Source organism: Streptomyces sp. NPDC050504 (genome assembly GCF_044458065.1).
Classification (GTDB): domain Bacteria; phylum Actinomycetota; class Actinomycetes; order Streptomycetales; family Streptomycetaceae; genus Streptomyces.
Map to the genome: position 1 here is coordinate 17,660 of NZ_JBITHO010000008.1, position 26,668 is coordinate 44,327.

The window sequence follows — 26,668 nt, forward strand, 5'->3', positions numbered from 1 at the left end:
GGTGGCGGTGGGGGACGGGGGGGTCCTTCAGACAACCCCCCCTCGCGGCGCCACGGGGTTGTGCCCGCAAACCCTATATGGGGGGGGCCGAAGGCCCCCGGTGCACCGCGTGCGCCGGGGGCCTTCGCCGACCGGGTCACGCGTGCGGGGACCAGAACTCCACGAGCTTGCCGACGCCGTGCTCGACGCCCTTCCAGGAGCCGCCGTACTCCACGACGGCGAACGCCGACGTCGGGAAGCCGCTGCGGTTCATCCGGGCGAGCAGGTCGCCCTCCGCCTCGCCCGCGAGGGCGTCGGCCAGGGCGTGCATCCCCGGGTTGTGCCCGATGACGAGCAGGTTGTCCACGTCGTCCGGGACTTCGTTGAGCAGGGCGATCAGCTCGCCGAGGCTCGCTTCGTACAGCCGCTCCTCGTACACCGTCTTGGGACGCTGCGGCAGCTCCTGCACCGCGAGCTTCCAGGTCTCGCGGGTCCTGGTCGCGGTCGAGCACAGGGCGAGGTCGAAGGAGATTCCGCTGTCCGCGAGCTTGCGGCCTGCGACGGGGGCGTCCTTGCGGCCACGGTCTGCGAGCGAGCGCTCGTGGTCTGACGTCTCCGCCCATTCCGCCTTCGCGTGCCGGAGTAGGACGATCCTGCGAGGTGTATCGACGCTCATGCTTCCCAGCTTCGCACGAAACCCCGCGTCGGGCGCAGGGTGTTGACGGGGTCCCCCACCACGGGTGACCCGGTTGGCATCAGCGCGTGAATATCCACTGCACCAGGTGCAGGAGCCGGGAGAGCCCCGCGTCCTCGCCGCTCGCCTGCGCCTCGGCGGGCGAGGCCACGAGCGCGAAGAGGACCGTGAAGGCGATCACGGGAAGGGCGACGGCCCACCACGGCAGCCTGATGTCGGCGCCCGTCCGGTTCCGCGTCTGCGCCGACATGGTGGCCTCCGTCGCCCGTTCGAGGTGCGGGGCCCTGTCGGCCCCGCTGTACTCAAACGTTACGGATCACCGGCGGGCGGGCCCATCCGGTGTCCCACCCACTTCACCCTGACCCTGACCCCCTAGGGGATGGGGGGGCTAGCCCCACCACGCACCCGCCCGGGGCCGGGTCAGGGGGAGACGATCGAGGCGAGCACGCCGATGACGACGGTGATGCCGAGCATCGCGCCCAACACGATCAGCAGCTTCTTCTGGCCGTTCTGGGGGTTCGGCTCAAGCACGGGAGACATGCCCCCAGTCTCGCACCTCAGCATTCGTCCTCGATCGTCCGGTCCCTGCCCGCCAGGATCCCGGCGACGATCTGCGGCACCATCAGGCTCGCCATGAAGGCGATCGGCCAGCCCCAGCCGCCGGTGTGGTCGTACAGGACGCCGACCAGGAGCGGGCCGGGGATGGCGATCAGATAGCCGGCGGACTGGGCGAAGGCGGAGAGCCTGACCACTCCCGCGCCGGTCCTGGCCCGCATGCCGATCATGGTGAGGGCGAGCGGGAAGGCGCAGTTCGAGATGCCCAGCAGCAGCGCCCAGGCCCAGGCGCCCTGGGCGGGCGCGAAGTACAGGCCCGCGTAGCCGGCGAGGCCGCAGGCGCCGAGGACGACGACGATGGGGCCCTGGTTCTTCAGCCGGGACGCGACCCTCGGGATGACGAAGGCGAGCGGGACGCCCATCGCCATGGTGACGGCGAGGAGCAGCCCCGAGGTGGCGGCCGAGACCCCCGCGTCGCGGAAGATGTCGGCCATCCAGCCCATGGTGATGTACGCGGCGGTGGCCTGGAGTCCGAAGAAGAGGCCGAGCATCCACGCCGTACGGCTCCGGGTGATCCGCGGCGCCCGCTCCTCGCCGTCCCGCACCCGGGCACCGCCCGCGGCGCGCGCCGGGCCGCCGTGCGGGCTCGCGCCGCTGCGGTCCCGTACGAGGAGGAGCCAGGGCAGCACGGCCACGGCGCCCAGGACCGCCCAGACGGCGAGGCCGGTCCGCCAGTTGCCGCCGAGCGCGTCGGTCATGGGGACGACGGAGACCGCCGCGAGTGCGGTGCCGCCGGAGAGCGCCATGGAGTAGAGGCCGGTCATGCTGCCGACGCGGTCGGGGAAGTACCGCTTGACGATCACCGGCATCAGGACGTTGCTGACGGCGATGCCCATCAGGGCGAGCGCGGTCGCCGCGAGGAACCCGGCCGTCCCGCCCGCGTAGGGCCGTACCGCCAGGCCGGCCGCGATCGCCACCATGCCCGCGCAGACGACGGCTCCCGGGCCGAAGCGGCGGGCGAGGCGCGGCGCCATGATGCCGAAGGCGGCGAAGCACAGGGGCGGTACGGAGGTGAGGAGTCCGGCCAGGCCCGCGCTCATGCCGAGCCCTTCGCGCACCTCCTTGAGGAGGGGGCCGAGGCTGGTGATGGCGGGGCGGAGGTTGAGCGCCGCGAGGACGAGGGCGACGACCAGGAGCCGGGCGAGCCATGCCTGCGTCTGGGGTGCGGCGGGTGGCGCTGAGGGGGACGGCGCCGCGCCTGCGGCGCGCTCGGGGGTCTTGGTTTCTTCGGCAGGCATGGAGCCATCATAGAATCATGGGATGATTGGTTGTCCACTTCTCCGGTCCGGGCACCGACCCGACCCGCGCCGGGGAGCCCCCTCACGGAAACGAGGAGCACCATGGCGCTGTCCTCCCCGCGTCGCTCGGCACTCTCAGACCAGGTGATCACCCAGCTCCGCAACCAGATCACGTCGGGCGAGTGGCCGGTGGGCTCCCGGATCCCCACCGAGCCCGAGTTGGTCGAGCAGCTGGGCGTGGCGCGCAACACCGTGCGCGAGGCGGTGCGGGCGCTGGCGCACAACGGGCTGCTGGACATCAGGCAGGGCTCGGGGACGTACGTGCTGGCCACCAGCGAGCTGGCCGGGGTGATGCACCGGCGCTTCGCGTCCGCCGATCCGCGGCACGTCGCGGAGCTGCGCTCCACGCTGGAGTCGGCGGCGGCGCGGCTGGCGGCGCAGCGGCGCACCGAGCGGGACCTGGGGCAGCTGGAGGCGCTGCTGGCGCGGCGTGAGGAGGCGTGGGAGGCCGGGGACGCCGACGCGTTCGTCTCGGTCGACTCCACGCTGCACCTGGCGGTGGTCGCCGCCTCGCACAACGAGGTGCTGACCGGGCTCTACGCGGACCTGGGCGACCTGCTGCGCGACTGGCTCAGGTACGACATCGGCCGCGAGCTGCGGCCCGAGAACCACATGGACCACGCGCGGCTGGTCGCCGCGATCCGGGCGGGGGACGGCGAGACGGCGGCGGCCGAGGCGGCGAGCCACGCCCTGTCCTGTCTCAGGGAGCCCTCCGGCACCTGACCGGACCGACCGGGCCGTCCGCACAGTCCGGGCCGTCCGGACAGTCCGGGCCGCGGCTTTCGGCGGGTGCCCCGGGACTCCTCACCGCACCTTCTGGTGGGTGATCCAGACCGCGCGGACCTCGCGCCAGCAGCGGTCGGCGATCCGTACGGTCTGGGCGGGGGCGACCTCCACCGGGGCCGTGTCCGCGTCGACGTCCCACCAGCGGGCGCACTCGGTGTGCATCCGCACGAGGTCGGCGTAGGGGTACGGGTTGTGGCAGTACGCCACCGTGCGCGAGCCCTCGATCGTGGTGCGGCACGCGGCGCCGGACGGGTCGGCGGGCGGGTCGGTGGCACGGTCGGGATCCGCGTAGCCGTCGGAATCGGGGTCCGCGGGCGCCGCCTCGCCCCCCATGGCCAGGCGGTGGGGGGCGGAGAGCACGGGGGCGACGGGCCAGGACAGTGCGGCACCGACGATCAGGGCGACGAGGGCCACGAGGAGGGCCGGGGCGGCCGGGAAGCGCCGGAGGCCCCGGATCGCCCGTCCGTAGCGGAGTCTCGGACGCACCGTCGCACCTCACTCCCCGGAGCCTGGTTTCGATATGTCCTATTACTCTGCTTTCACCATATTCCGTGGCCCGGTCCCCGGCCTCTCGAACCGCCCCGTCCGGGCAACCCTCCGAAACGCCGAAGGGCGCGGGCCCCGCTCCCCGTGGGGGAGGCGGAGACCCACGCCCTTCGAAGGCGTGCGCCGTGCGTCAGGCACCCATCATGTGGACGCCGCCGTCCACGTGCACGACCTCGCCCGTCGTCTTCGGGAAGAAGTCCGACAGCAGGCCGACGACACCGCGACCGGCCGGCTCCGGGTCCGAGAGGTCCCAGCCGATGGGGGCGCGGTGGTTCCACACGTCCGCCAGCTCCTCGAAGCCGGGGATCGACTTCGCGGCCATCGACTTGATCGGACCGGCCGAGATCATGTTGACCCGGACGTTGCGGCCGCCGAGGTCACGGGCGAGGTAGCGGCCCGTGGACTCCAGCGCGGCCTTGGCGACGCCCATCCAGTCGTACTTGGGCCAGGCGATCGAGCCGTCGAAGGTGATGCCGACGACCGAGCCGCCGCCGCGCTTCTCCAGCAGCGGCAGCAGCGCCATGGTGAGCGACTTCAGGGAGTACGCGGAGGTCTGGAGCGCCGTACCGACGTCCTCCCAGCTCGCCTCCAGGAAGTTGAAGGCGCCCTGCGGGCCGAAGGCGATCGAGTGGACGATGCCGTCGATGCCCTCGTCGTCGCCGAAGTACTCGTTGACCTTGGCGGCCAGCCCGTCCAGGTGCTCCTGGTTGTTGACGTCCAGCTCGATCACCGTGGTGGGCTTGGGCAGCCGCTTGGCGATGCGCTCCACCAGGGTGACCCGGCCGAAGCCGGTGAGGACGATCTCGGCGCCCTGCTCCTGCGCGACCTTCGCCGCGTGGAAGGCGATCGAGCCCTCGGTGAGGACACCCGTGACGAGAATGCGCTTGCCGGCGAGGATTCCACTCATGTGATCAGTGACCCATGCCCAATCCGCCGTCAACGGGAATGACGGCTCCAGTGATGTACGAGGCGTCGTCCGACGCGAGGAAGCGCACCGTGGCGGCGATCTCCTCGGGCCGCGCGTAGCGGCCGAGCGGCACCTGGGCGACGATGCCCTGACGCTGCTCGTCGGTGAGCACCTTGGTCATGTCGGTGTCGACGAAACCGGGTGCCACGACGTTGAAGGTGATGTTGCGGGAGCCGAGCTCGCGGGCGAGCGAGCGGGCGAAGCCGACCAGACCCGCCTTGGAGGCGGCGTAGTTCGCCTGACCCGCCGAACCCAGCAGGCCGACGACCGAGGAGATCAGCACGACGCGGCCCTTCTTGGCGCGCAGCATGCCGCGGTTGGCACGCTTCACGACGCGGAAGGTGCCGGTGAGGTTGGTGTCGAGGACGGACGTGAAGTCCTCCTCGGACATCCGCATCAGGAGCTGGTCCTTGGTGACGCCGGCGTTGGCGACCAGGACCTCGACGGGACCGTGCTTCTCCTCGATCTCCTTGTACGCCTGCTCCACCTGCTCTGCGTCGGTGATGTCGCACTTGACGCCGAGGAAGCCCGCGGGCGGCTCGCCCGAACGGTACGTGACCGCGACCTTGTCACCGTTGTCGGCGAAGGCTCGTGCGATGGCGAGGCCGATGCCCCGGTTTCCTCCGGTGACGAGAACCGAGCGGCTCAACGGATCACCCTTTCGATAGCGGTCTGGTACCTGCCGAAACTATCGGTACAGGGGCCCGTCCAAAGAATCGGGCCCTGACAGCGCCTACACGCGGTCACTGTCGGGTCCCTACAGACGGCCGTCGCCCGTACGGCCCTCCCATCGCGTACGGCACATGGTTGACTTCCGCGTGCAACACACCACACTCCTTTCGGCACCGTGAACGGGAGGCGGTCCGTGACACAGGACGCCCAGAACGCCCAAGCCGTCGATCCGACGTTCCTCGCCCTGCCCCTGCGGGCGCTCGCCGACGCGGCGCTGGCCCGCGCGCGGGCGCTCGGCGCCGAGCACGCGGACTTCCGCCTGGAGCGGGTGCGCAGCGCCGCCTGGCGGCTGCGCGACGCCCGCCCCGCGGCCTCGTCCGACACCACGGACCTCGGTTACGCGGTGCGCGTGGTGCACGGCGGGGCCTGGGGCTTCGCGTCCGGGGTCGACCTGACGATGGACGCGGCGGCCCGCGTCGCCGGGCAGGCGGTGGCCATGGCCAAGCTGTCCGCCAAGGTCATCGCGGCCGCCGGGTCGAAAGAGCGCGTGGAGCTGGCCCCCGAGCCGGTGCACTCGGAGAAGACCTGGGTCTCCTCGTACGAGATCGACCCCTTCACCGTGCCCGACGAGGAGAAGAGCGGGCTGCTCGCCGAGTGGAGCGGGCGGCTGCTCGCGGCCGACGGCGTGGCGCACGTGGACGCCTCGCTGCTCACCGTCCACGAGAACAAGTTCTACGCCGACACGGCGGGGACGGTCACCACGCAGCAGCGGGTGCGGGTGCATCCGCAGCTGACGGCCGTCGCGGTGGACGGCACGACCGGCGAGTTCGACTCGATGCGCACCATCGCGCCGCCGGCGGGCCGCGGCTGGGAGTACCTCAAGGGCACCGGCTGGGACTGGGACGCCGAGCTGGCCGAGATCCCCGCCCTGCTGGCCGAGAAGATGCGCGCGCCGAGCGTCGAGGCGGGCCGCTACGACCTGGTCGTGGACCCCTCCAACCTCTGGCTGACCATCCACGAGTCGATCGGCCACGCCACCGAGCTGGACCGCGCGCTGGGCTACGAGGCCGCGTACGCGGGCACCTCCTTCGCCACCTTCGACCAGCTGGGCAAGCTGGCGTACGGCTCGTCGATCATGAACGTGACCGGCGACCGCACCGCCGAGCACGGCCTGGCGACCATCGGGTACGACGACGAGGGCGTCGCCGCGCAGTCCTGGGACCTGGTCAAGGACGGCACGCTGGTCGGCTACCAGACGGACCGGCGCATCGCGAAGCTCACCGGCCTCGGCCGCTCCAACGGCTGCGCCTACGCGGACTCCCCCGGCCACGTGCCCGTGCAGCGCATGGCGAACGTCTCGCTCCAGCCGGACCCCGGCGGGCTCTCCACGGAGGACCTGATCGGGGGCGTGGAGCGCGGCATCTACGTGGTCGGCGACCGGTCGTGGTCCATCGACATGCAGCGCTACAACTTCCAGTTCACCGGACAGCGCTTCTTCCGCATCGAGAACGGGCGCCTGGCCGGCCAGCTGCGCGACGTGGCGTACCAGGCGACGACCACCGACTTCTGGGGCTCGATGGAGAAGGTCGGCGGCCCGCAGACGTACGTCCTGGGCGGCGCCTTCAACTGCGGGAAGGCCCAGCCGGGGCAGGTCGCCGCGGTCTCGCACGGCTGCCCCTCCGCCCTCTTCCGGGGCGTCAACATCTTGAACACCACCCAGGAGGCCGGTCGATGAGCTCCCGTACCACCAAGCCGCACGAGATCGTCGAGCGCGCCCTCGAACTCTCCACCGCCGACGGGTGCGTCGTCATCGCGGACGAGCAGTCCTCGGCCAACCTGCGCTGGGCGGGCAACGCGCTCACCACCAACGGCGTCACGCGCGGCCGCACCCTGACCGTCATCGCGACCGTGGACGGCACCCGGGGCACCGCGTCCGGCGTGGTCTCCAGGGCCGCCGTCACCGCCGACGACCTGGAGCCCCTGGTACGGGCCGCGGAGGCCGCCGCGCGCGCCGCAGGACCCGCCGAGGACGCCCGGCCCCTGGTCTCCGGGGTGCCCGTGTCACCGGACTTCGCGGACGCGCCCGCCGAGACCTCATCGGCCGTGTTCACCGACTTCGCGCCCGCGCTGGGCGAGGCGTTCGCCAGGGCCCGCTCGGGCGGGCGGGAACTGTACGGTTTCGCCAACCACGAGATGACGTCCAGCTACCTCGGCACGTCCACCGGGCTGCGGCTGCGCCACGACCAGCCGAACGGCACGCTGGAGGTGAACGCCAAGTCCCCCGACCGCACGCGGTCGGCCTGGGCGGGCCGCTCCACGCGTGACTTCAAGGACGTCGACCCCGGCGCCCTGGACGAGGAGCTGGCGCGCCGCCTGGGCTGGGCCGAGCGCCGCGTCGAGCTGCCCGCGGGCCGCTACGAGACGCTGCTGCCGCCCACCGCCGTCGCCGACCTGCTGATCTACCAGCTGTGGTCGTCCAACGGCCGGGACGCGGCCGAGGGCCGCACGGTCTTCAGCAAGCCCGGCGGCGGCACCCGCATCGGCGAGACCCTCTCCCCGCTGCCGCTCACGCTGCGCAGCGACCCGCACGCGCCGGGCCTGGAGTCCGCGCCGTTCGTCATCGCGCACGCCTCGGCGGACGACGCGTCGGTCTTCGACAACGGACTGCCGCTCGGCCCCACCGACTGGATCCGCGAGGGCACGCTGGACCGGCTCGTCACCACCCGGCACAGCGCGGGCCTCACCGGCCTGCCGGTGGCCCCCACGGTCGACAACCTGATCCTGGACGGCGGCGGCGACAGGTCCCTGGACGAGATGGTGGCGGCGACCGGACGCGGGCTGCTGCTGACCTGCCTCTGGTACATCCGCGAGGTCGACCCGGCGACGCTGCTGCTCACCGGCCTCACCAGGGACGGGGTGTACCTGGTCGAGAACGGCGAGGTGGTCGGCGAGGTGAACAACTTCCGGTTCAACGAGTCGCCGGTCGACGTGCTGTCCCGGGCGTCCGAGGCGGGCCGCACCGAGAAGACGCTGCCGCGAGAGTGGGGCGACTGGTTCACCCGGGCGGCGATGCCCGCGCTGCGCGTGCCGGACTTCAATATGAGCTCTGTCAGCCAGGGCGTATAACCTCGACATGTTCCACAACACCTGAGCGCGGGAGATACGAGAACAGTGACGGACATCGTCGACGAGCTGAAGTGGCGCGGGCTGCTCGCCCAGTCCACTGACGAGGACGCTTTGCGCAAGGCGCTCGCGGACGGTCCCGTCACCTTCTATTGCGGCTTCGACCCGACCGCGGCCAGTCTGCACGTCGGCCACCTGGTGCAGGTGCTGACCATGCGCAGGCTCCAGCAGGCCGGCCTCAGGCCGCTGGCGCTGGTCGGCGGCGCGACCGGCCAGATCGGCGACCCGCGTCCGACCGCCGAGCGCACGCTGAACGACCCGGCGGTCATCGCGCAGTGGGTGGACCGGTTGCGCTCGCAGATCGAGCCGTTCCTCTCTTTCGAGGGCGACAACGCGGCGACGATGGTCAACAACCTGGACTGGACCGCGGGCCTGTCCGCGATCGAGTTCCTGCGGGACATCGGCAAGCACTTCCGGGTCAACAAGATGCTCACCAAGGACTCCGTCGCCCGGCGGCTGGAGTCCGAGCAGGGCATCAGCTACACCGAGTTCAGCTACCAGCTGCTCCAGGGCATGGACTTCCTGGAGCTGTACCGCCGCCACAACTGCACCCTCCAGCAGGGCGGCAGCGACCAGTGGGGCAACCTCACGGCGGGCCTGGACCTGATCCACCGCCTTGAGCCCGAGGCGCACGTGCACGCGCTGGCCACCCCGCTGATGACCAAGGCGGACGGCACCAAGTTCGGCAAGTCCGAGACCGGCACGCTCTGGCTCGACCCGGAGATGACCACGCCGTACGCGTTCTACCAGTTCTGGCTGAACACGGACGACCGGGACGTCTCGCGCTACCTGCGGATCCTCTCCTTCAAGAGCCGTGCGGAGCTGGAGGAGCTGGAGGAGCAGACCGCCGAGCGCCCGCAGGCGCGGGCCGCTCAGCGGGCGCTGGCCGAGGAGCTGACGACGCTGGTGCACGGCGCCGACCAGTGCGCCGCGGTGATCAACGCGTCCAAGGCGCTGTTCGGCCAGGGCGAGCTGGGCGAGCTCGACGAGCCCACCCTGCGCGCCGCGCTCTCGGAGCTGCCGCACGCGCAGGTCGCGGAGCCCGGTCTGGTGGTGGACCTGTTCGCCGAGGTGGGCCTGGTGGCCAGCAAGTCGGCCGCCCGGCGCACGGTGAAGGAGGGCGGGGCCTACGTGAACAACGCGAAGGTGACCGCCGAGGACGCCGTGGTGGCGGCCGGTGAGCTGCTGCACGGGCGGTGGCTGGTGCTGCGCCGGGGCAAGAAGAACCTGGCGGCGATCGAGGTCACGGGCGGCTGACCCGTACCCCGGACGGAACGCGGCGGTGGGGGGGGGGGGGGGGGGCCCCCCCCCCCCCCCGCGCGGGGGCCGGGCGGCGGGGGGGGGGGGGGGCGGGGGGGGGGGGGGGGGGGGCGGGGGGCCCCCCGGGGGGGGGGGGGGGGGCCCGGGGGGGGCCCCCCCCCCCCGGCCCGCCCGGGGGGGGGGGGGGGGGGGCCCCCCCCCCCCCCCCCACCGCTTCGTCCGTACTGTCAGGTCCGCTGTCTGTTGCCCTTCATCGAGGCGTAGACCATGTCGCCGACGCCGACCACGGCCACGGCGCCGATCAGCTGGAGCAGATGCCTGATCCAGTCGATGCCGCGGGTGTCGTTGACGCCGATCCAGGTGGCCACGGTGTTGCCGAGCACGCTGCCCAGGATGCCGAAGACGGCCGTCAGCCAGAGAGGGATCTGCTGCTTGCCCGGGATGATCGCCTTGGCGATCAGGCCGAGGACCAGACCCACGATGATCGCCCACAACCAACTCATGTCGCCTCCTCATGCGGCGCGGTGTGCGCAGGTGCGTTTCAGTCTCGGCCCGTCAGCCGTACGGCGCATGTCGGACTGGTCCGTACGCGGTATGCCGGGTGTGCTCCGGGCGGACAAGGGACGCCCCGGTCTCGTAGGCGGCGCAGGCCCGGCGTACCGTGGAACGGGTCAGGAGCGGGGAGCGTCCGGCGCGAGGATCGGGTGGTGGAACGTGATGCGGAAGCGGAGCGGCTCTGAGGTCTTCCGGATCACGGGGGCCAGGCAGGGGCTCGAAGAGGACGTGCGCGGCAGGCAGCGGCGCTATGTGATCTCGATGTCCGTCCGGACGCTCTCGGTGATCCTCTCCGCCGTGCTGTGGAACGTCGAGCGTCATGTGGCGATCGTGGCACTCGTGCTCGGTGTCCTGCTCCCCTACGTCTCCGTGGTGATCGCCAACGCGGGCCGGGAGACTGCCCCTTCACTGCCCTCGACCTTCGTGCCCGCTCCGGTCAGGCCGGCGCTGCTGCCCTCCGCGGTGTACACCGGCGCGGAATCCGGGGCGGAGGACGGAGACCCGCATACGCCCCCGCGTCGACACGAACAGGCTTGATCGCTCACGGTCCGCAAGGCTCAATAAAAGCTCAGATCAATCATGAAGTTCCGGTGCACCGCACCCCGCTCCGCGTGACATACTTCGTAAGCGCTCCGCATCCCCCGTCGGAGCGACGGACCGACGCCGGGCAGCTCCCCCCGTGGCTGCTCGGCGTCGCCTTGTTTATACGTGTTTGCGTGCCGGTGGACGTGTGTTGGGACATGGCTGTGAGTGACGACGAGACCCCGATCTGCTCCGCCAAGGGCTGCCGTGCGGCCGCCGTCTGGGTCCTGGCGTGGAACAACCCCAAGCTGCACACCCCCGACCGCCGCAAGACCTGGCTGGCCTGCGACGAGCACCGCGAGCACCTGTCGCAGTTCCTCGGCGTGCGCGGTTTCCTCAAGGACGTCGTGCCCTTCGTGGAGTGGCGGTCGGCGGAGGACTCGCGGGGACCGTCAGCCGCCGATCGCTGACATCGGGCGGTCGGGCTGGAGGAACGACGGGTCGTCGAGGCCCGAGCCCGCCTTCTTGCCCCACATCGCGGTCTTCCAGAGCCCGGCGATCTCCTCGTCGGTCGCGCCGGAGCGCAGGGCCGCGCGCAGGTCCGTCTCCTCCCGGGCGAAGAGGCAGGTCCGCACCTGTCCGTCGGCGGTCAGCCTGGTGCGGTCGCAGGCGCCGCAGAAGGGGCGGGTGACGGAGGCGATGACCCCGACCACGTGCGGTCCGCCGTCCACCAGCCAGCGCTCGGCGGGGGCCGAGCCGCGGGCGTCGTCGGCCTCGGGGGTGAGCGTGAAGCGGCTGCGCAGCGAGTCCAGGATGTCGCCCGCGGTGATCATGCCCTCGCGCTTCCAGCCGTGCTGCGCGTCGAGCGGCATCTGCTCGATGAACCGCAGCTCGTAGGCGTTCTCCACCGCCCAGGCCAGGAGATCGGGGGCCTCGTCGTCGTTGAGCCCGGGGATCAGTACGGCGTTGACCTTGACGGGGGTGAGCCCGGCGTCGCGGGCGGCGGCCATGCCGTCCAGCACGTCGTGGTGGCGGTCGCGGCGGGTGAGGGTCTTGAACACGTCGGGCCGCAGCGTGTCGAGCGAGACGTTGACCCGGTCCAGGCCGGCCGCCCGCAGGGCCCGCGCGGTGCGCTTGAGGCCGATGCCGTTGGTGGTCAGGGACATCTTGGGGCGCGGGGCGAGGGCGGCGCAGCGCTCGACGATCCCGACGAGGCCGGGGCGGAGCAGCGGCTCGCCGCCGGTGAAGCGGACTTCCGTGATGCCGAGGCGGGTGACGGCGACGGTGACCAGGCGGACGATCTCGTCGTCGGTGAGCAGGTCGGGCTTGGCGAGCCACTGCAGGCCCTCTTCGGGCATGCAGTACGTGCACCGCAGGTTGCAGCGGTCCGTCAGTGAGACACGCAGGTCAGTGGCCACGCGGCCATAGGTGTCGACAAGCACTTCGGGCCCCCTCCCCCGGTTTTGGCCGGTACTGGTAGCTGTCGGTTCCGACCTTACGCGAGACCTCTGACAACTCCAGGGGCCATTTGCCACGAGGAACGGTGCGGCCGCGTCGTAGGGTCCTACGACGCGGCCGCGCCGGATTCCCGTGGGGGGCGCTGATGGGGGGTCGGCGGGGACGGCCCGGTCAGTGGGCGCCGACGCCCGTGAGGGACTTGACCTCCAGCTCGGCGTACTTGCCCTTGTCCGGCTCCTCCTTGGAGAGCAGCGAGCCCAGCCAGCCGAGCAGGAAGCCCAGCGGGATGGAGATCAGGCCCGGGTTCTCCAGCGGGAAGAAGTCGAAGTTCGCGTCCGGGAACATCGAGGTGGGCTTGCCCGAGACGACGGGCGAGAACAGCACCAGGCCCACGGCCGAGACCAGGCCGCCGTAGATCGACCAGAGCGCTCCCTGGGTGGTGAAGCGCTTCCAGAAGAGGCTGTAGAGGATCGTCGGCAGGTTGGCCGAGGCCGCGACCGCGAAGGCCAGGGCGACCAGTCCGGCCACGTTGAGGTCGCGGGCGAGGGCGCCGAGCGCGATGGACACGACGCCGATGAGGACGGTCGCCCAGCGGGCCGCCTTCATCTCCTCCTCCTCGGTCGCCCTGCCCTTGCGGATGACGTTGGCGTAGATGTCGTGCGCGAAGGACGAGGACGAGGCGAGCGTGAGGCCCGCGACGACCGCGAGGATCGTCGCGAAGGCGACCGCGGAGATCACGGCGAGCAGGATCGCGCCGCCCGTGGAGCCGCCGCCGCCGCCGATTTCCAGCGCGGCCAGCGGCGCGGCCGTGTTGCCCGCCTTGTTGGAGGCGACGATGTCGCCGGGCTTGAGGAGGGCCGCGGCGCCGAAGCCGAGCACGATGGTCATCAGGTAGAAGGCGCCGATGATGCCGATCGCCCAGTTCACGGACTTGCGGGCGGCCTTGGACGTGGGGACCGTGTAGAAGCGGATCAGGATGTGCGGCAGGCCGGCGGTGCCGAGCACCAGCGCGATGCCGAGCGAGATGAAGTCCAGCTTCGATGTGCCCGTCTTGCCGTACTTGAGTCCCGGCTCCAGGAAGGCCGAGCCCTTGCCGCTGTTGGAGGCCGCGGTGCCCAGCAGGTCGGAGACGTTGAAGTGGAACTTCCACAGGATCAGGAAGGTGATGAGCAGGGTGCCCGCGATGAGCAGGACGGCCTTGACCATCTGCACCCAGGTGGTGCCCTTCATGCCGCCGATGGTGACGTACACGATCATCAGTACGCCGACCAGGGCGACGATCAGGACCTTGCCGCCGTCGCTCTTGATGCCGAGCAGCAGCGAGACCAGCACGCCCGCGCCCGCCATCTGCGCGAGCAGGTAGAAGATCGAGACGACGATGGTGGAGGTGCCCGCCGCGGTGCGGACGGGGCGCTGGCGCATGCGGTACGCGAGGACGTCGCCCATCGTGTAGCGGCCGGAGTTGCGCAGCGGCTCCGCGACCAGCAGCAGGGCCACCAGCCAGGCGACCAGGAAGCCGATGGAGTACAGGAAGCCGTCGTAGCCGAAGAGCGCGATGGCGCCCGCGATGCCGAGGAAGGAAGCGGCCGACATGTAGTCGCCGGAGATCGCGAGGCCGTTCTGGAAGCCGGTGAACTGGCGGCCGCCCGCGTAGAAGTCCGCGGCGCTCCTGGTCTGGCGGCCCGCCCAGACGGTGATGGCGAGGGTCGCGACGACGAACGAGGCGAAGAGCGCGACGATCAGCGTCCGGTGCTCGGAGGCGTCGGAGACGGCGGCCAGCTGGACCACGGCCGGGTGGTGCGCGGGGCTCATGCGGCGCCCTCCATGCGGGACTTGATCGCCTCGGCCTTGGGGTCGAGCTCCGTGGCGGCGTGGCGCGAGTAGAGCCAGGCGATGAGGAAGGTGGTGAGGAACTGTCCGAGGCCGAGGACGAGGGCCACGTTGATGTTGCCGAAGAGCTTGGTGCCCATGAAGTCGCCCGCGTAGTTGGAGAGCAGGACGTACAGCAGGTACCAGGCGATGAAGGCGACCGTCAGGGGGAAGGCGAAGGAGCGGTGCGCGCGGCGCAGTTCGCCGAACTCGGCGCTCTCCTGGACCTCGACGAACTGTTCTGTCGTGGGCTGGACGGAGCCGGCCTCCTTACCGCCCGGGGGCGGTGCGTCGGTAACCACTGGTTCTCCTCGTGGTGCGGGTGCGGTGGGGACGGGTGGATCGGGGACGGGGGCGCCGGGGACGGGGGTGCCTGGGGCGGGGACGTACGGACTGGACAAACGGACCTCACAGGGGGAGTGCTGGTGCTCCTCCCCTGCACAACGGCACGGAGAGCGCGGCGAAGCGGTTCAGGTTCGACCTTTTTCTTTTACGAACTCATTGAAGACACAGGTTGATCAGCGATAACTTCCACGTCACTGATCCGTTCGGCCGTGTTCCACTGCCGGACGGCCACCCTCGATGATGTGGAGAACCCATGGCGCAGCTGGGATCCAGACGGTCTCGCACCCTCGCCCTGCCCGTCGGTCTTGCCCTCACGGCCTCGCTCGGCCTCGTGCCGATGGCGACCGCCGCGGCGGCTCCGACGAAGGCCGTCGCCTCCGAGGGCGTCTCGGCGTCCACGACGGGCCCCAAGCTCTCCTACGTGGTCAACACCAAGGGCGGGCACTCCACCGCCGCCAAGGTGAAGAAGGCGATAGTCAAGGCGGGCGGCACGATCGTCATCGCCTACGACCGCATCGGCGTCATCGTCGTCACCTCGCAGAACCCGGCCTTCGGCGAAACGATCCGCCGCGTCAAGGGCGTCCACTCGGCCGGTGCGACCCGCACCAAGCCGATGGCCGCGCAGTCCACCACGGACATCGAGGCGGAGCAGCCGCTCACCTCGGCCGAGGCCAAGTCCGCCGCGGCGCGGGCGAGCGACGACCAGGACCCGCTGGAGCCCCTCCTGTGGGGTCTGCCCGCCATCAAGGCCGACAAGGCCCACCAGAAGACCCTGGGCAGCAGGAAGGTCACGGTCGCCGTCATCGACACGGGCGTCGACGACACCCACCCGGACCTCGCCCCGAACTTCGACCGGCGCGCTTCGGCGAGCTGCGTGGGCGGCGCGCCCAACACCACCGAGGGCGCCTGGCGTCCGGCCCCGACCGAGAGCAACCACGGCACGCACGTCGCGGGCACCATCGCCGCGGCGAAGAACGGCATCGGCGTCACCGGCGTCGCGCCGAACGTGAAGGTCTCGGGCATCAAGGTCTCCGACCCGGACGGCTTCTTCTACACCGAGGCGGTCGTCTGCGGCTTCGTCTGGGCCGCCGAGCACGGCGCCGACGTGACGAACAACAGCTACTTCACCGACCCGTGGATGTTCAACTGCAAGGACGACGAGGACCAGGGCGCCCTGGTCGAGGCGGTCGCCCGTGCGTCGCGCTACGCGGAGCGCAAGGGCGCGGTGAACGTCGCGTCCGCCGGCAACTCCAACTTCGACCTCGCGGCCGACGAGATCCTGGAGACCGGCAGCCCCAACGACTCGACGAACCCGCCGAACCGGGTCATCGACCCGAGCAAGTGCCTCGACATCCCGATGCAGCTGCCGGGCGTCGTGACGGTCTCGGCGACGGGTGCCAAGGGCCTCAAGGCGTCGTACTCCAGCTACGGCCTCGGTGTCGTGGACGTGGCGGCGCCCGGCGGCGACCGCACGCAGTTCCAGGCGCCCGACGCGCCCGCCGTCAACGGCCTGATCCTCTCCACGCTGCCCGACGGCAAGTACGGCTACAAGGGCGGCACGTCCATGGCCTCGCCGCACGTGTCGGGCGTCGCCGCGCTCATCAAGTCGCGCTACCCGCACGCCTCGCCCTCGACGGTCAAGGCGCTGTTGACCGCCCAGGCCGACAAGCACGCGTGCACCAACCCGTACGACATCGACGGCGACGGCAAGATCGACGCGGTGTGCGAGGGCGGGAAGAACAAGAACGGCTTCTACGGGGTGGGCATCGTGGACGCGCTGGACGCGGTCCGCAAGTGACGCACCGGTGATCCATCAGTGATGCTCCGCGGAGCGTAGGTTCCGACGGTCCGGGCCGGGCGGGGGACTCCCCCGTCCGGCCCTTCCGCGTTCGTGCATAGTGCCTGCATGACGCGTATATCTGGTACGGAATCGAGCGTGGGCGCGGGTACGGGGACCGGCGTGGACACGGGGACCGGCGCGGGCACCGCTCGGGCCTGGGCCGCGCTCGGCGGCGGTGCCGCCCTGCTGTCCCGGGTCCGGTACGGGGGCGGCGGCGGACTGTCCGCGCGGCTGCCCGTCATGGAGCTGGCCAGGTCGACGGTCGCCGCGTGCGCGCTGGCCGCCGCGGAGCTCGCGGCGGACCGCGCCGGGTCGGGCGTGCCCCGGGTGCGGGTGGACGACGGGGCGGTGGGCGCGGCCTTCCTCAGCGACCGGCTGGTGCGGCTGGACGGGGCCGCCCCGACGACGTTCGCCCCGCTGTCCAGGTTCTGGCGGGCGGCCGACGGCTGGGTGCGCACGCACGCCAACTACCCGCACCACAGGGAGCGGTTGCTCACGGCGCTCGGACTGCCCGCGGACGCGGGCGCGGCGGACGTCGAGGCGGCGATCGGGGCCGGGGCGGCGCGGGACGTGGAGGACGCGGTGTACGCGGCGGGCGGGCTCGCGGTCGCGGCGCGCACGGTCGCCGAGTGGGGCGCGGGCGAGCAGGCCAGGGCGCTCGCGGCGCGTCCGCTGCTGTCCCTGGAGCGCCTGGACGACTCTCCCGTACGGAAGTCGGCTCCGCTTCCCGAAGGGCCGCTGCTGCCCGCCGCCGGTCTTCGGGTGCTGGACCTCACGCGGGTGCTCGCGGGGCCCGTGGCGACGCGCACGCTGGCGCTGCTCGGCGCGGACGTGCTGCGGATCGACTCGCCGGGCCTCCCGGAGAGCCAGGACGCGCACAACGACACCGGGATGGGCAAGCGTTCGACCCGGCTGGACCTGGCCGCCGCTGGCGACCGCGCGGTGTTCGAGTCGCTGCTGGCGTCGGCCGACGTGGTGGTGACCGGCTACCGCCCCGGCGCGCTGGACCGCTTCGGCCTGGCCCCTGCCGACCTGGCGGCGCGGCGCCCCGGGCTGGTGGTCGCGCAGGTCTCGGCGTGGGGCACGGAGGGCCCCTGGGGCGGGCGGCGCGGCTTCGACAGCCTGGTGCAGGTGGCGACGGGCATCGCCGCGGTCGAGGGCGGTGCGGGAGAGCCGGGTGCGCTGCCCGCGCAGGCGCTGGACCACGGGACGGGCTATCTGATGGCGGCGGCCGTCCTGCGGGCGGTGACCGAGCAGCGGGCCGCGGGCGGCTCCCGCGTGGCCCGGCTGGCACTGGCCCGTACGGCGCACTGGCTGCTGCACGAGCTGCCGGAAGGGGCGGGTGCTCCGGAGCGGCCGGGGTCAGCGGTTTCGGGTCCTTCTCAGCCGTACTCCCCCGAGCCCTGGATGACCGGGGCGGACGCGCCCACGGGCTCGCTGCGGTACGCCCTGCCCGCCGTCCGTTTCGACGGCGGGCCGACCGACTGGGCGCGGCCCGCGGGGGTGTGGGGCGCGGACGCGGCGCAGTGGGTGTGAGCGGGTCCCTCGGGCCGTGAGCGGGCCCGTCACGGCCCGACCGTCACGGCTTTGACGGTCACCGCTCGACCGTCACGGCTTGATGAGCACCTTCAGTGCCGTCCGCCCGTCCATCGCCTTGTAGCCGCCGGGGACCCCGTCAAGACCGACGGTCAGGTCGAAGACGGGCGACGGGTCGACCGTGCCGTCCAGCACGTCGGGCAGCAGCTCGGGGATGTACGCGCGGACGGGGGCGACGCCGCCGCGCAGCGCGATGTTGCGGTCGAACATCTCGCCCAGGTCGAGACCCGTTCCGCTGCCGTGCGGCACGCCCACGTAGCCGATCGCACCGCCGTCCCGGGTGATCCCGACGGCGGTGCGCATCGACTGTTCCGTACCGACCGCCTCGATCACGGCGTGCGCGCCCTGTCCCCCGGTCAGCTCGCGCACCGCGTCGACGGCGGCGTCCCCGCGCCCGGCGACGACGTCCGTGGCGCCGAACGTGCGCGCGATGTCGGTGCGCGCCGTGTGGCGGCCGAGCGCGATGATCCGTTCGGCACCGAGGCGGCGGGCCGCCAGGACGCCGCACAGGCCGACCGCGCCGTCCCCGACGACCGCGACCGTCGCGCCGGGCCGCACGCCCGCCCCCACGGCGGCGTGGTGGCCCGTGCCGAGCACGTCGGAGAGGGCCAGCAGCGCGGTCAGCAGCCGGTCGTCGGAGACCGCCGCTGCGGGCAGCTTGACCAGGGTCCCGTCGGCGAAGGGCACCCGGACGGCCTCGCCCTGGCCGCCGTCGGAGCCGACCGAGCCCCAGAACCCGCCCCGCGGACAGGAGGTCTGCAGACCTTCGGCGCAGTACTCGCAGGTGCCGTCGGACCAGACGAACGGCGCCACGACCAGGTCGCCCGTACGGAACCCGGCGACCGCGTCGCCCACCTCCTCGACCACGCCCAGGAACTCGTGGCCGATGCGCTGCCCCGGCTCCCGGGCGGACTCCCCCCGGTACGCCCACAGGTCGCTGCCGCAGACGCAGGCCCGCAGGACCCGTACGACCGCGTCGGTCGGCCGCCGGACGGAGGGGTCGGGCACCTCCTCCACGCGGATGTCGTGCGGGGCGTGGATGACGGTGGCGCGCATGGTACGGGTCCTTGCAGGTCAGGAACTGGTGCTCGATTCACGGTACGCCTGCGCGGGCACCGCCGCGCTCCGGTCCAGCACTCCCTTGGTCAGCAGGTACTGCGCCGCACAGTAGGTGGCCATGACCCAGAAGTCGGGGGCGGGCAGCTGGGGCCATTCGGCGACCCCGGTCGCGATGAGGGTGTCCGACAGCAGGAAGAGCGCTCCGCCGGCTCCCGCCGCGACGCCCAGTCCGCCCGCCCTGTGCGCCATGACGGTGAGCAGCAGCGCGTATCCGGCGACGGGGACGCGCAGGTCGGCGGGGAGGTCGGGCCACAGCGCCGCGACGGTGGTCACGAACGCCACGCTGTAGGCGGGCGCGGCCTTGGGGTGGGTGCGGACCCGTCCGAAGAGCCACAGGTAGCAGACGTGGCCCGCCGCGAAGGAGCCCATGCCGGCGAGGAACGCCCAGTCGGCGTCGGACAGCAGGAACACGTCGCCGCCCCACCCGAAGAGCAGCGCGACGACCAGCAGCCGGGGCGCGCCGCGCGTCACGGCGTACGCGGCGAGCAGGGGCATCAGCAGGGGCTTGGCGATCGTGTGCCCGAGGTCCCAGCCCGCGAGGAGCGATCCGAGGTCGACGGCGGCCGCGAGGGCGAAGGCGCCGACGAGGGGCGCGGAGAGGTCGGTACGGGTCCTCATGCGGCGCGCTCCGGGGCGGGGGCGGCGGTGCGGGTGCTCACGGGACCCTCGTTCTCGGGGCCCTTGTTCTCAGGGCCCTTGTTCCCGGGGCCCTCCGTCCGTGGCGCCGGCTGCCAGCCGGGCCCCCGGAACACCCGACCGGCCCGTTCGCGCCAGCTCGTCGCGGCCCTGAGGTCCTTGGCGATGGCGGCGTACTCGTGGGTGGCGACGCGCAGCGGGTTGTAGGTGTCGATGTTCTTGGTGAGGCCGAAGACGGGCCGTTCGGTCTCCGGTACGAAGGAGCGGAAGAGCCGGTCCCAGACGATCAGGATGCCGCCGAAGTTGCGGTCGAGGTAGCCGCCCTGGGAGGCGTGGTGCACCCGGTGGTGGGAGGGCGTGTTGAACACGTACTCGATCGGCCTGGGCAGCTTGCCGATCCGCTCGGTGTGGACCCAGAACTGGTAGACGAGGTTGGTCGCCGAACAGAAGGCGAGCGCGGCGGGGTGCACGCCGAGCGCGATGAGCGGGAGGTAGAACGGCCAGACGGTCCAGGTCGTCCAGGGCTGGCGCAGCGCGGTGGTCAGGTTGAACTTCCGGCTGGAGTGGTGGACGACGTGGCAGGCCCACAGGACGCGGACGACGTGGTGGCCCCGGTGGGACCAGTAGTAGAAGAAGTCCTGCGCGAGCAGCATCAGCGGGACCGTCCACCACAGGACGGGCACGCGCAGCGGCGTGAGTTCGTACACGGCGGTGTAGACGGCGACGATCGGGATCTTCCAGAGGAGGTCGAACGCGAGGCTGCCGAGCCCCATGGTGACGCTGGTGACGGCGTCCTTCGTCTCGTACCCGGCGGCGTCCTCGTCGGGGTGGATGCGGACGCTCACGATCTCGACGACCGTGAGCAGGACGAACGCGGGTATGGACCACAGCACGACGTCGGGCGGGTTCGGGGACATGCGAGCACGGTAGAGGCGGGGACCGGCGGCCGCTAGAGGTTGTTACCGACAAGTATGAGAGACGGGTTGTCAGCAGCTTTTGGTGACTTCCACCAAGTCGGGCGCGGGAGGAGCCGTAGTCTCGTCGCCACACGAGGACGGGGGCGTCGGGGTGGTCCAGGGGCTGGAAGTCGTGCTGCTGCGGTTGGCCGGGACGGTACTGGGAGCGGTGGCGAAGTCGCTGCTGGTGCCGCGGCCCGGCGCGGCACTGGTGGCGGACGGGGTCCGCGCCAAGCGGCTGGCGGCGGTGCTGGGCCGTCGGCTCGCCACGGGTCCGTACGCGGATCTGCCCGAGCACGAGCGGCTGGCGGCGGCCGACGCCGTGCGGGACGGTTTCGCACGGGCGGGCGAGATCGACGCGGAGCGGCTGTTCGCGGTGGACCTGCGGCCCGAGCTGCTGGCCGCGGAGCTGCGGGCGCCGGACGCGGGGCTGAGCGCGCGGGCGGTGGAGCTGTACGACGAGCTGCTCGTCCTGTGCTGTGCGCACGTGATCGAACGGGCCACGTCCCAGCCGTGGTTCGCGGCACGGGCGGCGGTGGAGCAGGCGCGCGTGGCGGGGCGGACCCGGGACGCGGTGGAGGAGCTGGCGGAACGGGCGCAGCGGCGGCCGGAGGCGGTGGCGCTGGAGTTCGAGGAGCGGTACGCGCGGTACGTGGCGGCGACGCACGGGCGGCTGGAGCTGTTCGGACTGACCCTGGGGCGGTCGGCCCGGGAGTGGGAGCTGGACGCGGCGTACGTGAGCCTGGGCGTCACCGACGGCAGGGAGGGCGCTCGGACACCGCTCACGGGGCGGGCCGCCGTCCGCGTGGAGCGGGCCGTCGCGCCGTCCGGGCGGGTGCTGCTGCGGGGCCCCGCGGGATCCGGCAAGTCCACCCTGGTGCAGTGGCTGGCCCTGAACGCGGCCCGCCGCTCCTTCACCGGCGAGCTGGCCGGCCTCAACCGCTGCGTGCCCTTCGTGCTGCGGCTGCGCTCCTTCGCGCCCACCGGCGAGCTGCCCGGCCCCGCGGACTTCCTGCGGGCGGCCGGCGTACCGCTGCACGGCTCGGCCCCGCCGAACTGGGTGGAGCGGCTGATGACGGACGGCCGGGCGCTGGTGCTGGTGGACGGAGTCGACGAGATCCCGGCCCGGATGCGCGCCCGTACGGAGGGCTGGCTGCGCTCGCTCGTCGCGGCCTTCCCCGAGGCCCGTTACGTCGTGACGACCCGGCCGTCCGCGGTGGCCCACGACTGGCTGACGGGCCAGGGGTTCACGGCCCATTCGCTGCTGCCGATGACGCGCGAGGACATCAGGGAGTTCGTGGCGCACTGGCACCGCTCCGCCGTGCGCGAGCAACCCGCCGACCAGGCCGCCCTCGCGACGTACGAACGGTCGCTGGTCCAGGCCGTGATGACCCGCGGGGACCTGGAGCGGCTGGCCACCAACCCCTTGATGTGCGCCCTGCTGTGCGCGCTCAACCGGGACCGCCGCATGCACCTGCCGCGGGCCCGCAAGGAGCTGTACGACGCGGCGCTGGAAATGCTGCTGGTCCGGCGGGACCTGGAGCGGGACGTCTCCGGCGTCGAGGGCGTCACCCTGTCCAGGGACGAACAGACCGCGCTCCTCCAGCACCTCGCGTACTGGCTGATCCGCAACGACCAGGTGGAAGTGGCCAGGGCGGAGGCGGTGGAGCTGGTCGGCACGCGGCTGGCCGCCATGCCGCAGATCGCGGCGGAGCCGGAAGAGGTCTTCAACCACCTGCTGATCCGCACCGGCCTGCTGCGCGAACCGGGCCCAGGCACGGTCGACTTCGTGCACCGCACCTTCCGGGACTACCTGGGCGCGCGGGCCGCGGTGGAGGGGCGGGACTTCGGCGTCCTCGTCCGGCACGCGCACGACGACCAGTGGGACGACGTGGTGCGGATGGCGGTCGGCCACGCCCGTGCGGACGAACGCGCCGACCTGCTGCGCGGGCTGTTGCGGCGGGCGGACCGGGTCAAGGGCCACCGGACGCGGCTGGTCCTGCTGGCGGCGGCGTGCGTGGAGCACGCGCCTGAGCTGGACCCCGCGGTGCGGGCGCAGATCCAGGAGTGCACCGAGGAACTGCTCCCGCCGCGCACCCTCGACCGGGCCGAGGAGCTGGCGAAGATCGGGGAGCTGGTGCTCGAACTGCTGCCCGCGCCGCAGGGGCTGGACGAGAGGACGGCGGCCGCGGTCACCAGGACCGCCGTCCGGGTGGGCGGGGACAGGGCCCTGGACCTGCTGGCGGGGCTGGCGGCGGACACCCGCGTCGAGGTCGGTCTGGAGATCAGTGCGGGCTGGGCGCACTTCGACACCCGGAAGTACGTCGACACCGTGCTGTCCCGCACCAGTCTGACCGGTGTGCACCTGGAGGTGCGCACCCCCGAACAGCTGCGCGCCCTGCCCCGGTTGCGCCACCTCACCCGCTGGTACCTGATGGTCGAGGCCCCCTTCCGCGACATCCCCCTCCACGAGGACCTGGAGTGGCTCCACTTCTACTCGAACCCGCTCATCGACGACCTCACCCCGCTCGGCGCGCTCCCCAAGCTGCGGAGCCTGGGGCTGGTCGGGTGCCCCGCCGTGTCGGACCTCGCCCCGATCGCCGGTACGGGCATCGAGCGCCTGCACCTCAACGACCTCGGCTCCCTGCGGTCCCTGGAACCCCTCGGCGCGCTCCCCCGGCTGGAGCGGCTGTGCCTGGACTTCCCCGCCGGCCTGCGGTCCGTCGGAGACCTGCCCCTCCCGTCGGGCCTGGAAGCGCTCGGCCTCTTCGACGAAGCGGGCGGGATCGGCCTGGACGGACTGGCGCGGTGGAGCCGCTTGAAGTGGCTCTCCCTGCACGGGGACGGCCAGTTCGCGGAACTGGCCGCCACCGCCTTCCCCTTCCGGCTGTCCACGCTCCAGTGCCGGAACGTCCCCGCCCTCTTCCCCGAGGCCCTGGCGCACCACCAGGACCTCACCACGCTGTGGCTCGGGCGGTGCCGTCTCACCGGCCCGCTGGATCCGCTGCGCTCGCTGTCCCGGCTCACCGGCCTGCGGCTCGCCGGGTGCGACGCCCAGGGCCCGATCGACCTCTCGCCGCTCGCCGACCTGCCGGACCTGGTCGTCACCGTCGAGGACGACACCGAGGTGTCCGGCGCCGATGCGTTCCCTCCCGGACGGCTGCGCAGGGAACGGACCTCGGGGATGTACCTCGTGTGAGTCCCCGGGCGCTCAGCCGCGGGCCCTCACCACACCCGCACCGACCCCCCGGGCGCGAACGCCGGGCTGGTGGCTCCGGACGGGACCTCCTTCAGGGGCTCCGCCACTTCGGCCACCGTGGGGCCGTGCACGGCCGCCAGGGCGTCCAGGAGCGTCAGGTCGAAGCCGTACACCCGCGCCGCGTTCCCGCCCGCCATCGCGGCGACCTCGTCCCTCGGCAGGCCCGCGTAGGCGATGCGCAGGCCCTCGCGGGAGTACGGGGTCGTCCCCTCGTCGTGCGGGTAGTCGCAGCCCCACATGATCTTGTCGAGGCCGATCAGGTCCCGCAGGGGCACCTCGTGCGGGCGCATGAAGCTCGCGCCCACGTAGCAGTTGTCCCGCCACACCTCGCTCGGCCGCGCCCCCATCGAAGCGGCCAGCCCCGCGCCGAACTTGGACTCGGCCGACGCCGCACCGCCCGGCCGCACCGCCGCCACCAGCCGCTCGTGGTAGTAGTCCAGCATCTCCACGACCCCCGGGATCCAGCCCGAGCCCTGTTCCGTGAGGACCAGCCGCAGCGCCGGGTGCCTGCGGAACGCCCCGCCGAACATCAGGTGCCACAGCGCCCGGTGCGAGAACCAGGTCGTCTCGACCATGAAGACCGCCCGCGCCGCAGGTTCGTCGCCCAGCGGCGGGGACGCGGACCCTCCGTGGTGGTTCACGGGCACGTCCAGTTCCGCGCAGACCGCCCACAAGGGGTCGTACGAGGCCGCGTACAGCTCGGGGACCCCGGAGCCGGGGGGCGCGCCCGGCAGCAGGATCCCGCCCGTCAGCCCCGCCTCCTTGGTGCGGCGCACCTCCGCGACCGCTTCGTCCACGTCGTTGAGGAGGAGCTGCGCGACGCCCGCCCTGCGGCCGGGCACCAGCGAGCAGAAGTCCGCGAGCCAACGGTTGTGGGCCCGCAGCCCGGCCCAGCGCAGTGCGAACTCCTCGCGCGTGGGCACGGGGGCCAGGAGGGAGGCGGAGGGGAAGAACGGCGGGACCGTGTTCGGGAACACGACCTCAGCGACGATCCCGTCCGCCTCCAGTTCCGCGACCCTCCGCCCGGAGTTCCAGTTCCGGTCGGCGGTGTCGGCGAGCAGGTCCTCGTACGGATTGACGTACGCCGCGGCCCAGGCGTCGAACTCGTCGTGGTGCTTCCGCTCCAGGTACGGCTTGTAGTCGAGCAGGTCGGCGCCCGCGTGGCAGTCCGCGGAGATCACGGTGTACCTGGCGTTTTTGTCGGCGCTGTCCATCGCTCAGTTCACCCCCAGGGCCGGGAAGTCGTGGTCGGTCAGCCAGTGGCGGCCCACCTCGCGCGAGCGCGCCCAGGACGCCTCGACGGCCGCCTGGTCGGCGGGCTGGCCGAGGTCGGCCGGGGTCGGGCCGATGCGGCGGGCCAGCGGGGCCAGCTCCGCCGTGTCGAAGCCGAACACCTCGGCCGCCGCGAGCCCCAGCATGCGGCGCGTCTCGGTCACCGGGATGTCGTGGAAGGTGTCGCGCAGCCACGCGCGCGTGCGCGGCCACGTGCCCTCGGGGTGCGGGAAGTCGCTGCCCCACAGGATGTTGTCGACCCCGATCTCGTACCGCTGCGCCAGCTCGCGCCGTTTGGTGTTGGTGGCGCAGACGAAGACCTGCCGGTCCAGGTACTCGCTCGGCGGGCGCTTCATCGAGGAGAACGGCGAGAGCTTCTTGCCGCCGTGCGCGCCGAGGTACAGGCGGTCCATGAACCACAGCAGGTTCGGCAGCCACCAGCAGCCGGACTCGGCCACGCCGAACCTGAGCCCGGGGTGCCGTTCGAACACGCCCGACCAGAGGAGGAACCACAGCGGCCTGGCCGGCCACCAGGTCACCTCGGAGACGTAGATGCCGAGGTGGTCGCCGTACTCGTGGCGCGGGGCCGCCCCCGAGTGGGTGACCACCGGCATCCCGGTCTCGGCCGCGGCGGCCCACACGGGGTCGTAACGGCGGTCGTGGTACGGCTCCTTGTCGACCCACATGGACGGGATCATCAGCGCGCCGAGGCCCGACTCCTTGGCCCGGTGGACCTCCGCGACGACCCGGTCCACCTCGCCCGTGACCGGCAGCAGGGCGACCCCGCAGTGCCGTTCGGGGCGTTCGGCGACGAACTCCGCGAGCCAACGGTTGTGGGCCTGGGCGCCCGCCATGCCCAGCTCGGGGTCCTGGTCCCCGGAGAGCCCGAGGCCCACGCCGAAGGGCGCGGCGGTCCTGCTGTCGACGGCGTCCGCGTCGGGGAAGACGACCTCGGCCGCGACCCCGTCGCCGTCGAGCTCCTTGAGCCGCCGCGCGCTGTCCCAGCCGCCGCGCAGCCCCTCCTCGTTGTCGGCGAACCACTTGTCGGCGAACGCCTCGTTGCGCACGCCGAGCCGGGTCATGGCCTCCCTGCGGGCTCCTCGGCCCGCCAGGAACTCGTCGAAGGCGCGGTGGAAGCGGGCGTCCAGATAGGGCCGGTACCGCTCGGTGGGCAGCCCGGCGTGGCAGTCGGAGGAGATGATCAGATAAGGGTCGTGCCGTTCGCTCGTGCCGCTCATGAC

The 26,668-nt window shown here is 72.3% G+C and carries 25 protein-coding genes; 9 read left to right on the forward strand and 16 right to left on the reverse strand.

Going from position 1 to position 26,668, the window contains the following annotated elements; translation table 11 throughout:
- Positions 1-136: 136 nt before the first annotated feature.
- From ACIBNE_RS28235 to ACIBNE_RS28250, 4 genes are all read right to left on the reverse strand, one after another.
- Positions 137-655, reverse strand: coding sequence for a SixA phosphatase family protein (locus ACIBNE_RS28235; RefSeq protein WP_399276371.1), 519 nt, complete (start codon positions 653-655; stop codon positions 137-139).
- A 79-nt stretch (positions 656-734) separates the two neighbouring features.
- Positions 735-923 (reverse strand): hypothetical protein, encoded by a 189-nt coding sequence (locus ACIBNE_RS28240; protein WP_399276373.1) that lies wholly within the window; start codon positions 921-923, stop codon positions 735-737.
- Between the two features lie 170 nt (positions 924-1,093).
- Positions 1,094-1,237 carry an SGM_5486 family transporter-associated protein gene (locus tag ACIBNE_RS28245; protein WP_399276375.1) on the reverse strand — a complete coding sequence of 48 codons (144 nt, stop codon included), beginning with the start codon at positions 1,235-1,237 and terminating at the stop codon, positions 1,094-1,096.
- Complete coding sequence (locus ACIBNE_RS28250) at positions 1,231-2,526, reverse strand: CynX/NimT family MFS transporter (protein WP_399276376.1); 1,296 nt, start codon at positions 2,524-2,526, stop codon at positions 1,231-1,233. The genes ACIBNE_RS28245 and ACIBNE_RS28250 overlap by 7 nt, the downstream gene beginning before the upstream one ends.
- Before the next feature lie 102 nt (positions 2,527-2,628).
- On the opposite strand from ACIBNE_RS28250, the gene ACIBNE_RS28255 reads away from it, so the two are divergent.
- A complete protein-coding gene (locus ACIBNE_RS28255) occupies positions 2,629-3,309 on the forward strand; it encodes a FadR/GntR family transcriptional regulator (RefSeq protein WP_399276378.1) in 681 nt (226 codons plus the stop codon).
- A gap of 81 nt (positions 3,310-3,390) precedes the next feature.
- Here the strand turns inward: ACIBNE_RS28255 and ACIBNE_RS28260 are convergent, their stop codons facing one another.
- The 3 genes from ACIBNE_RS28260 to fabG all read right to left on the reverse strand — a co-directional run bounded on the left by ACIBNE_RS28260 (position 3,391) and on the right by fabG (position 5,534).
- The gene (locus ACIBNE_RS28260) at positions 3,391-3,705 is read right to left on the reverse strand and encodes a hypothetical protein (protein WP_399277141.1); all 315 of its coding nucleotides are present in this window, start codon (positions 3,703-3,705) and stop codon (positions 3,391-3,393) included.
- A 343-nt stretch (positions 3,706-4,048) separates the two neighbouring features.
- Positions 4,049-4,825, reverse strand: a complete 777-nt coding sequence (gene fabI / locus ACIBNE_RS28265; protein ID WP_399276380.1) for an enoyl-ACP reductase FabI — start codon at positions 4,823-4,825, stop codon at positions 4,049-4,051.
- Between the two features lie 4 nt (positions 4,826-4,829).
- Positions 4,830-5,534, reverse strand: coding sequence for a 3-oxoacyl-[acyl-carrier-protein] reductase (gene fabG, locus ACIBNE_RS28270; protein ID WP_399276383.1), 705 nt, complete (start codon positions 5,532-5,534; stop codon positions 4,830-4,832).
- Between the two features lie 216 nt (positions 5,535-5,750).
- Between fabG and ACIBNE_RS28275 the strand changes: the two genes are divergently transcribed.
- Genes ACIBNE_RS28275 through tyrS form a run of 3 tightly spaced genes read left to right on the forward strand, consistent with a single transcriptional unit; the run spans position 5,751 to position 9,997 of the window.
- The gene (locus ACIBNE_RS28275) at positions 5,751-7,292 is read left to right on the forward strand and encodes a TldD/PmbA family protein (protein WP_399276385.1); all 1,542 of its coding nucleotides are present in this window, start codon (positions 5,751-5,753) and stop codon (positions 7,290-7,292) included.
- Positions 7,289-8,683, forward strand: a complete 1,395-nt coding sequence (locus tag ACIBNE_RS28280; protein WP_399276387.1) for a metallopeptidase TldD-related protein — start codon at positions 7,289-7,291, stop codon at positions 8,681-8,683. The genes ACIBNE_RS28275 and ACIBNE_RS28280 overlap by 4 nt, the downstream gene beginning before the upstream one ends.
- A gap of 45 nt (positions 8,684-8,728) precedes the next feature.
- The gene (gene tyrS, locus ACIBNE_RS28285; RefSeq protein ID WP_399276389.1) at positions 8,729-9,997 is read left to right on the forward strand and encodes a tyrosine--tRNA ligase; all 1,269 of its coding nucleotides are present in this window, start codon (positions 8,729-8,731) and stop codon (positions 9,995-9,997) included.
- Positions 9,998-10,227: 230 nt separating this feature from the next.
- Here tyrS and ACIBNE_RS28290 read toward each other — a convergent pair whose 3' ends face one another.
- Entirely contained in the window at positions 10,228-10,503 is a 276-nt protein-coding gene (locus ACIBNE_RS28290; protein ID WP_399276390.1) for a GlsB/YeaQ/YmgE family stress response membrane protein, read from the reverse strand.
- 214 nt (positions 10,504-10,717) lie between these two features.
- On the opposite strand from ACIBNE_RS28290, the gene ACIBNE_RS28295 reads away from it, so the two are divergent.
- Positions 10,718-11,092, forward strand: a complete 375-nt coding sequence (locus tag ACIBNE_RS28295) for a DUF3099 domain-containing protein (protein ID WP_399276391.1) — start codon at positions 10,718-10,720, stop codon at positions 11,090-11,092.
- Positions 11,093-11,295: 203 nt separating this feature from the next.
- Positions 11,296-11,547, forward strand: coding sequence for a hypothetical protein (locus tag ACIBNE_RS28300; RefSeq protein WP_399276393.1), 252 nt, complete (start codon positions 11,296-11,298; stop codon positions 11,545-11,547).
- Here the strand turns inward: ACIBNE_RS28300 and moaA are convergent.
- The 3 genes from moaA to ACIBNE_RS28315 all read right to left on the reverse strand — a co-directional run bounded on the left by moaA (position 11,530) and on the right by ACIBNE_RS28315 (position 14,706).
- Positions 11,530-12,519: a GTP 3',8-cyclase MoaA gene (moaA, locus tag ACIBNE_RS28305; protein ID WP_399276395.1), complete on the reverse strand. Its 990-nt coding sequence runs from the start codon at positions 12,517-12,519 to the stop codon at positions 11,530-11,532. The genes ACIBNE_RS28300 and moaA overlap by 18 nt on opposite strands.
- Positions 12,520-12,706: 187 nt before the next feature.
- Positions 12,707-14,347 (reverse strand): cation acetate symporter, encoded by a 1,641-nt coding sequence (locus tag ACIBNE_RS28310; RefSeq protein WP_399276397.1) that lies wholly within the window; start codon positions 14,345-14,347, stop codon positions 12,707-12,709.
- Positions 14,344-14,706: a DUF485 domain-containing protein gene (locus ACIBNE_RS28315; RefSeq protein ID WP_399276399.1), complete on the reverse strand. Its 363-nt coding sequence runs from the start codon at positions 14,704-14,706 to the stop codon at positions 14,344-14,346. Before ACIBNE_RS28315 ends, ACIBNE_RS28310 begins: the two co-directional genes overlap by 4 nt.
- 296 nt (positions 14,707-15,002) lie before the next feature.
- Here ACIBNE_RS28315 and ACIBNE_RS28320 point away from each other — a divergent pair, with 296 nt between their 5' ends.
- Both ACIBNE_RS28320 and ACIBNE_RS28325 read left to right on the forward strand, forming a co-directional pair.
- On the forward strand, positions 15,003-16,547 hold the full coding sequence (locus tag ACIBNE_RS28320) for a S8 family peptidase (RefSeq protein WP_399276401.1): 1,545 nt from the start codon (positions 15,003-15,005) through the stop codon (positions 16,545-16,547).
- Between the two features lie 108 nt (positions 16,548-16,655).
- On the forward strand, positions 16,656-18,125 hold the full coding sequence (locus tag ACIBNE_RS28325) for a CoA transferase (RefSeq protein ID WP_399276403.1): 1,470 nt from the start codon (positions 16,656-16,658) through the stop codon (positions 18,123-18,125).
- Positions 18,126-18,197: 72 nt separating this feature from the next.
- Here the strand turns inward: ACIBNE_RS28325 and ACIBNE_RS28330 are convergent, their stop codons facing one another.
- The 3 genes from ACIBNE_RS28330 to ACIBNE_RS28340 are packed head-to-tail and all read right to left on the reverse strand — an operon-like array spanning position 18,198 to position 20,857.
- Positions 18,198-19,241 (reverse strand): zinc-dependent alcohol dehydrogenase family protein, encoded by a 1,044-nt coding sequence (locus ACIBNE_RS28330; protein WP_399276404.1) that lies wholly within the window; start codon positions 19,239-19,241, stop codon positions 18,198-18,200.
- Between the two features lie 18 nt (positions 19,242-19,259).
- The gene (locus tag ACIBNE_RS28335; protein WP_399276406.1) at positions 19,260-19,922 is read right to left on the reverse strand and encodes a lysoplasmalogenase; all 663 of its coding nucleotides are present in this window, start codon (positions 19,920-19,922) and stop codon (positions 19,260-19,262) included.
- Positions 19,919-20,857: a sterol desaturase family protein gene (locus ACIBNE_RS28340; RefSeq protein ID WP_399276408.1), complete on the reverse strand. Its 939-nt coding sequence runs from the start codon at positions 20,855-20,857 to the stop codon at positions 19,919-19,921. Before ACIBNE_RS28340 ends, ACIBNE_RS28335 begins: the two co-directional genes overlap by 4 nt.
- Positions 20,858-20,939: 82 nt before the next feature.
- Here ACIBNE_RS28340 and ACIBNE_RS28345 point away from each other — a divergent pair, with 82 nt between their 5' ends.
- Complete coding sequence (locus ACIBNE_RS28345; protein ID WP_399276410.1) at positions 20,940-24,095, forward strand: NACHT domain-containing protein; 3,156 nt, start codon at positions 20,940-20,942, stop codon at positions 24,093-24,095.
- 26 nt (positions 24,096-24,121) lie between these two features.
- On the opposite strand, the gene ACIBNE_RS28350 is transcribed toward ACIBNE_RS28345, so the two are convergent.
- On the reverse strand, positions 24,122-25,369 hold the full coding sequence (locus tag ACIBNE_RS28350) for an amidohydrolase family protein (protein WP_399276412.1): 1,248 nt from the start codon (positions 25,367-25,369) through the stop codon (positions 24,122-24,124).
- 3 nt (positions 25,370-25,372) lie between these two features.
- Positions 25,373-26,665 carry an amidohydrolase family protein gene (locus ACIBNE_RS28355; RefSeq protein ID WP_399276414.1) on the reverse strand — a complete coding sequence of 431 codons (1,293 nt, stop codon included), beginning with the start codon at positions 26,663-26,665 and terminating at the stop codon, positions 25,373-25,375.
- Positions 26,666-26,668: the final 3 nt, after the last annotated feature.